The sequence below is a fragment of the Citrobacter amalonaticus genome (assembly GCF_037053465.1).
Taxonomy (GTDB): Bacteria; Pseudomonadota; Gammaproteobacteria; order Enterobacterales; family Enterobacteriaceae; genus Citrobacter_A; species Citrobacter_A amalonaticus_H.
The window spans coordinates 1-7726 of sequence record NZ_JBALIF010000036.1 but is presented as its reverse complement, the minus strand read 5'-3'; the positions used below and the strand labels follow the sequence as shown (position 1 = coordinate 7726).

7 protein-coding genes and 1 pseudogene are annotated in these 7726 nt (G+C 46.5%); all 8 read left to right on the top strand.

Features of this window, described 5'->3' with window-relative positions; translation table 11 throughout:
• A pseudogene (locus WB371_RS23440) lies at positions 1–90 on the top strand (DNA recombinase); the annotation flags it as partial.
• A 491-nt stretch (positions 91–581) separates the two neighbouring features.
• Complete coding sequence (locus tag WB371_RS23435; RefSeq protein ID WP_336222351.1) at positions 582–1106, top strand: fimbrial protein; 525 nt, start codon at positions 582–584, stop codon at positions 1104–1106.
• A 140-nt stretch (positions 1107–1246) separates the two neighbouring features.
• On the top strand, positions 1247–1951 hold the full coding sequence (locus tag WB371_RS23430) for a molecular chaperone (protein ID WP_336222350.1): 705 nt from the start codon (positions 1247–1249) through the stop codon (positions 1949–1951).
• Positions 1952–2131: 180 nt separating this feature from the next.
• On the top strand, positions 2132–4699 hold the full coding sequence (locus tag WB371_RS23425) for a fimbria/pilus outer membrane usher protein (RefSeq protein ID WP_336222349.1): 2568 nt from the start codon (positions 2132–2134) through the stop codon (positions 4697–4699).
• A gap of 6 nt (positions 4700–4705) precedes the next feature.
• A complete protein-coding gene (locus WB371_RS23420; protein WP_336222348.1) occupies positions 4706–5650 on the top strand; it encodes a fimbrial protein in 945 nt (314 codons plus the stop codon).
• 372 nt (positions 5651–6022) lie between these two features.
• Positions 6023–6376 carry a hypothetical protein gene (locus WB371_RS23415; RefSeq protein ID WP_336222347.1) on the top strand — a complete coding sequence of 118 codons (354 nt, stop codon included), beginning with the start codon at positions 6023–6025 and terminating at the stop codon, positions 6374–6376.
• Between the two features lie 279 nt (positions 6377–6655).
• A complete protein-coding gene (locus WB371_RS23410; RefSeq protein WP_336222346.1) occupies positions 6656–7099 on the top strand; it encodes a hypothetical protein in 444 nt (147 codons plus the stop codon).
• A gap of 83 nt (positions 7100–7182) precedes the next feature.
• Positions 7183–7726 (top strand): hypothetical protein (locus WB371_RS23405; protein ID WP_336222345.1); only part of this gene is annotated, 544 nt, incomplete at its 3' end.

The window sequence follows — 7726 nt, the reverse complement described above, 5'->3', positions numbered from 1 at the left end:
CAGGATTACCTTGGGCACAGAAATATACGTCATACGGTGTTATATACCGCCAGTAATTCACAAAGGTTTGTTGGAGTATGGCAGAAATAAAAGAAAGGTATAATTAAAAACTGTACAATTTGGACCATTTCGACAAAAACAGAACATAAAACCAAGATAATCACATCATCTCAGATTAAAAATCTGAGATGATGTGATTTTTAGAATAAAACACCAATTTTATTTACATTTTGTTTCGCTTGACATGGAAAAGGAAAGCTTGCAGGGGGGGGCCGGGGAGATGCAGGTAGGTATACAGAAAAAATGAAAAAAATAACTCCTTTAAAATCATATTGTTATAAGAAATTCCGTTTCTGGATATAATTTTATTTTGAACTTTCCCGGGTGCTAGCTAAAGTATTTACAGTTTGGTCCAAATTGTCTCGTTATGGAGATTTTTGGCCAAGCTGATAATTCCAGGCAAAGTGATTACTGCGATTATTTTTTGAAAATGATCGGAGTCAGTATATTCGAGCGGAAATGCTCTCTGAGTGTCATGCCTGGCGTTCCCCAAAATAATGTGAGAGTTTCTGGAGTATTTAATGAAAAAATTAGTTCTGGCAGTGATGGTGGCTGGTTCCGCAATGGCAATGGCTAATATGGCGCATGCGTCTGATGGTACCGTAAAATTCACCGGTAATATCGTTGATACTGCATGTACAGTTGATACTGCAAGTAAAGATCAGACTGTTCCGCTGGGTGATGTTGCATCTTCTTCATTCTCAGCTGCTGGTAATACATCAACAGCGCAGAAATTTGATATTAAGCTGACCAACTGCCCGGCAGGTACTGTTGCCGCAGTGTTTGGTGGTAACAGTGATCCGGCGAATACCGACCTGCTAAAACTGGACTCTGGTATGACTGCGACTGGTGTTGCCGTACGTATTAACAACGCGGATGATGGTTCTCAGGTCAAAGTTAATGATACCTCTTCTGCAAAACGTGTGACGGTTGCTGCTGATGGCTCAGCCACTCTGAGCTACGTGGGTCAGTATCAGTCCACATCGGCATCGGTGACTGCTGGTACTGCAGACGCGACCAGCCAGTTTACCGTTCTGTATAACTAATTATACATACTGGTATTCAGTCTTCCGGTAATACCGGCGCTGAAAATGGCCCTGCCTGTAAATATGTTTACAGGTAGGTGTCATTTCAGAGAGTTTTCGGCTGGAAAGAATAAACGGTTCTGAAATCTGAAGGTATAAAAATGAGAAAAAACCGGATAAGCAGGATATTACTGCTGGCGGTAGCCTGCATGTGGGGAAATATCGCTCAGGCTGGAGTAGTTGTCGGCGGAACAAGGGTTATTTATGATGGTGGAAAGCGTGAGGCTGCTTTATCAGTAAAAAATCCGGATCAAATTCCCTATTTAATCCAGGCGTGGGCAGATGCTGACGGTCCGGTCGGTGAAAATAAAGGTTCACCAAAACCTCCATTTGTGGTGACCCCACCATTATTTCGTCTGGATGCAGGTAATGAAAATATGGTGCGCATTATTCGCACAGGGGGGAGTCTCCCTGAAGATCGCGAGTCCGTATACTGGATGAATATTAAATCCATTCCGTCATCTGCGAAGGGGGACAGAAACGTTTTGCAGATTTCTGTCAAAACCCGCATCAAGTTATTTTATCGACCTGAGAGTATTAAAGCCCCGACAGCCGATGATTATAAAATCGTGTCATTCCGGCGCACCGGAAACCAGATTCAGGTTACGAATCCCACGGCGTATTATCTTTCGTTTTTCTCTATGAAAATCGGAGGAACTTCGGTTGATACCACGAATGTGATGGTGCCACCAAAAGGTACGGCGAATTATCCGTTGCCGTCGACGGCTTCGGGCAACCAGGTATCCTGGCAGGTGATTAATGATTTTGGCGGCGGCAGTAAAACTGTCGTATCACCGATCAATTAATCCGCTGACAGCGCTGATAGATCATCAATATAACAATAAACGTCTGGCACTGAATATACGGGCTTATGACCGGAAAAGGGATAGTGCTGAAAAATGTAAAGAATGAGGTCTGATATGTCAGTGGTGACAACAGATACAAAGAACCGATTATTCTGTTCAGCACGCGGAGCGGGAATCAATATGACCCGTATTGCTGTTGCTATAGCGATATTATTATCTGTCAGGCAGGGGATGGCCGACGAGGTCATGTTTAACCCGAATGCTCTGGAAATAGACAATCCCTCATCCACTCGGGTGGATTTATCCCAGTTTTCCACAAAGGGTGGACAAGTTCCAGATATTTATCGTGTTGATATTTATGTCAACGGCGAAGAGGTGGATACGCGTGATGTGAATTTTGTGCTGGGGACCGGGGGAAAACTTTTTCCACAGTTGACGCCCGCTCAGCTTGAGCAATGGGGGGTGATGTTGAATTCAGCACCGGCCCTGTTGGGGATCCCAAAAGACACGAAAATCACTGACCTGTCACGTTATATTCCCCAGGCTGGTACTGATTTCGATTTTTCGCGTCAGGCGCTGAATATATCAGTTCCACAAGCCTCCATGAGACCGTCAGCTCAGGGAGCGGTTGACCCGAAATACTGGGATGAAGGTATTCCGGCCATGATGTTGAACTATAGTTTCACTGGCGCAAATACCTGGCAGGATGGCAGCGATGGCACAAATGACAGCTACTTTCTCAACCTGCGCAGCGGTGTAAACCTGGGGGCATGGCGTCTGCGTAACTACAGCACGTGGTCTTACAGCAAAGCCAGTGATGATAACGATAGCCAGGGCAATAGTGGTTCCGATAGTCGCTGGGATTCAATTAATACTTATGTGCAGCGCGATTTACCGCCAATAAAAGGGCAGTTCACTGCAGGTGAGAGCTATACGCCGTCGGATGTATTTGACAGTATCCAGTTTAAGGGGGCGCAGGTGGCCTCTGATGACAACATGCTGCCGGACAGTCTGCGTGGTTTCGCTCCTACGGTGCGTGGTATTGCGAACAGTAACGCCCAGGTCACGGTCAAACAGAATGGTAGTGTCATTTATCAGACCTACGTTCCGCCGGGTGCTTTCACCATTAGCGATCTGTATCCGACCTCGTCAAGCGGTGACCTGCTGGTGACCATTAAAGAAGCGAACGGCTCCGAGCGCACATTTGTGCAGCCGTTTTCTAACGTACCCATCATGCAGCGTGAAGGGCGCCTGAAGTACGCGATGACGGTGGGTGAATATCGTTCCCAGAATGAGGGCGGTGATGAACCGATCCTGGGGCAGGCGACGCTGGTCTATGGTTTACCGCATGACATGACTGTCTACGGTGGTTTCCAGACATCAGATAATTATAACGCCATGGCGCTGGGGATGGGGTTTGGCCTGGGTGACCTGGGGTCCATTTCTCTGGATGCTACGCAGGCATATACCACGCTTGATGATGCTGTGCAGGGTGGGAATCAGTCCAGGGATGGCCAGTCTTATCGGTTCCAGTATTCAAAAGACATTGCCGCAACAGATTCCACGGTCACGCTGGCCGGCTATCGATACTCGACTGAGGGGTTCTACACCTTCCAGGAGGCCATGGACTACCGGGATTATGACGATGGCGATTATGTGGATGCGCACAACAACAAGCGCAGCAAGATCCAGTTGGATCTCACCCAGAGTCTGATGGGGGGAGACTGGGGATCAATGTCCTTCTCCGGTTACCAGCAGGACTACTGGAACGAAGACGGCTATGAGCGCAACCTGAGTGTGAGTTACAGCAACTCTATTCTGGATGGCATCACCTGGACGCTGATGTATACCTACACCGAATATGCAGATTCATATGAGGAGAACAACCAGCAACTGGCGCTGAACGTCAGTGTGCCGCTGTCGAAGTGGCTGCCGGGTGCGTATATGAGCAACAGCATGACCAACGATATGCATGGCAAAACGCATAACCAGATTGGTCTGAACGGCACGGCGCTGGAAGACAATAACCTGTCGTACAGCGTGGCACAGGGTTACGGCAACCGGGATGAGGGCTACAGCGGTCTGGTGAGCGGCGATTATAAAGGCACCTACGGTGAAGTGAACGCCGGGTACAACTATAACGACGATTCTCGTCAGGTGAACTACGGTGCGCAGGGCTCTGTGCTGGTACATGAGCATGGTGTGACACTGGGGCAGCCGATGTCGGGTGACATGAGTTCAGTGGCTCTGGTGGAAGCGCCGGGTGCGGACGGTGTGAAGGTACAGAACGGCACCGGGGTGAAGACCGACTGGCGGGGCTATACCATTGTGCCTTACCTGAGCCCGTACAAGCGTTCACGTATTGCGCTTGACCCGGGTTCACTGGGTGATGATGTTGACCTGAAAGAGAACGTGACGTCCGTTGTGCCGACAGCGGGGGCAGTGGTAAGGGCCAATTTCAAAACTAACGTCGGCAACCGTGTACTGATGACCCTGCTGCAGGGGGGTAATGCTGTGCCGTTTGGGGCTCTGGTCTCCATTGACGGCAGTGACAGCGACAACACCGGAATTGTGGGTGAAAGTGGTCAGGTGTACCTCAGCGGAGTTCCGCAAAGCGGAAGGCTGACAGTGAAATGGGGTAACGACGGCTCTCAGCAGTGTCATGCCGACTTCGGTCTGGCGGCTCAGGCTGGCAACCGAAAGGAACACGCCATCGGTGTGCAGCAGATCAATGTAGATTGTAAGTAGGTTAAAATGAAAAATACACAATGGAAGATTGTCTTTGTATCAGTGTTTTTCTCTATATTCTTTATCAATAATGCCTATGCTGATTGTACCATATCTCTGATTACCAGAACCGTAAATTTCGGTAATGTTTTAGTCCAGAGGGATGCGCCTGTAGGTTCAGTATTGGCTACTCAAACAACACCGGCCTCTGGGACTGGTTTTGTTAATTGTCCTGCAGGTTCCGGAGGATATGTAAAATATAGTATGGACTATAGCACTACTACTTTGGGGAATCACATTTATGCCACAAATATTCCCGGCGTTGGTATTACAGCCCAGGGGGGGAATGGGATGTATATGGATTATCCGGCTACATATTCCGGTTATAATACAGGCCCAATCGTATTAACTGATACGTCACCTAAGGTCTTTACTTTGATAAAAACCTCACCTTTAATTCAAAGCGGTGTACTTGACTCTAAGAGATTAATGTCTGAGGGGTTTGGTTATTCCGGAGTTTATTCGGATGCCCTTGTTATTAGTATGGGAGACGCGTCGATAACAGTTTTGGCATGTTCAATAAATACGCCAGTTGTAAATGTTGTCATGGGGGATTACCTGACATCAGAGTTTTCCGGCATTGGACATACTACAGCACCTCATGAAGTCCCCATTATGCTTGATTGCGATGCAGGAGCTCGAATTAATGCGGTGGTTGTTGCAGAAGCTGATACTTCAACTACTCAAGCTGGTGCAATCAAAGTTTCATCCGGAGGAGCGACAGGTGTTGCTGTACAACTCCTGGATAAGAACGGAACAGCAGTAAAACTGAACCAGAAATTTTTGGTGGATACCACCACCGCCTCAGGTCAGTATAATTTTAACTGGACGGCCCGCTACCTGCAGACTCAGTCAACCGTGACGACGGGTAAAGCAGATGCTGTCGCCACCATTCAACTGACTTATGAATAATGAATACAGGCGTGGAGGGTAGAATTTGCCTGGCCGGAAGTGGAGATGTTTTGATGTATCGAATAACAGAAGGGTGATATTTCAGGCAGAAAACGCCTGCATATATTTACTGGAGATTTATAGAGGTTTTCCTCAGTAGAGGTTCTTCAATCCATTTTCGATGAAAAGAATGACAGGTGTTTCCATTTTGGCAATAAAATGAGTGACGTTAAGAGCAATAAATTTATAAAGAAACAATGATGGTGGTCGTTATTTTAAGATAAGGGCAGTTGTTAGCCGCAGTGCTGGTGTTTCAACAGAGAGGTTATACCTGAGGGAAATGACAGGGATATTCTGGAGTAAAAATCCTGAATCAGCAGCAGGAGGTGAGAAATGAGCAAGGCATCTATTAAATGGGAATATCGGGCTCTGAAAGTAGATAAAAGTGAAAATCTGGTTTCATCGTCTGATGTTGCCGGATTGCATGCCAGCAATATGAATGTGACGGAGGCTGTCCTCAGCATTTTAGAGGACGTACAAAAATTACCGGCCCGTGAAATAGCTATACGTGCATCTGTTTCATGCAAAGAAACCCTGGATACACTACTTTATCTGGAGCGTGTGGGGGCGATATTTCAGCTTAATGGCTACTGGATGTTGATGCCGTCTTCTGTGATGTTGCCGTACAGGTCGAAAATAAAAAATCAACGGGAGCGTCAACGTCGCACCCAGCTGTTGTCTAAATAATGAGTTCCGGAGTGACTGATCTGATGCTCTTTACTGCATTATTAATGACGTTCTGGTTGACATTAAAAAATGTGATGGTGGGTTTTTAATTAGTATGTTAATGGTCATTTGTTGAGGCTCTTTATTCGGTATCCGCTTAGTTTTTTTCCTGCGAGCAGCAGGATGCATAACGTTTTGACTGAAATGTTTTTCTGATGTTGTTTTACAATTATCAGTGCTGGTATTTACTATTCCGGAGAAGAAAACAGATGGATCAAATTTGTCAAACGGAGGAAAGAAATGAGTTGGGAAAAAAATATCTCCTGTATTCCGTATAAAAAGCGGGAGGCAGGCGACCGGGTTGATATGAGTTGGGGACAAGTGCTTATTTATGTATGGATAAATAAACGCTCATATAATGATAGGATGACATGGCAGGAGGGGCTCAGTGGTTCGGGTTCGGCACTGGGGTTTGATGTCACAGTCCGTTATTTTAATGACGAGTTATTTCTTTCACTGGTACGGGATGGGATTGAAATACACACCTTCACTGGCGGGCTGGCAATTAACGGCGCATTTGAGTTTCTTGCAGGTGTACTGCATTTCAATGCCAGTTACTATCCTTCTGAAATTATCACATGGCACCAGAAAGACCTGGATGCATTATGCTATGGTGAAAATCATATAAGAAATTTTCATTATGAGACGTTCCGTCAGTTCGATGACGGAGGTGAATTAATGTAAAGAATATCGGAACAGCCTTATTACCGGCACGTTCTGATTTTCAGGGGTGAAAACAGGTTATTACAGTAAAAAGGTGGATCCTTGTGCGTTTTGTTTCAGAGCAGGCCTTTTTAAGAAGAACTGAGATTATAGTGATGTCACCGAACAGATACTGGTGTCAGGGGCTGGCTTATCTTGTACAGAATGGCATGAACAGTAATATACATATGACTTATTGTCATAGTCTGTGGGCGTTAACTGAACGGCTGAAATCAAATCCGGCCATTTCCGTGGTGCTAACTGAAGAATACGGTGATGACGAGAATATGTCAGACTGGCTGATATTCAGTAACTGGGTGCAGACAGAATGCCCCGGATTACAGACCGTCATGTTACGTTATTCTGGCAGACCAGGTGTTGATATCACATCCCTTCGTAGAGGACGGGAGTATCTGGAAATGGCCTCTCCGGTCAGGGGAGTGGCTGAGTTATTGAATGTGATTAAATCAGGGCGCTTCTCCGCAGGGAAGATTCCTGCCCGGAGGGCCCAACTTACCAGGCGGGAGCTCTATATCCTGAAATGCCTTTGTAATGCGGAGAATCCTGTGACATTAGGGAAAAAACTGGGGATCACAGTCAAGGCTATCA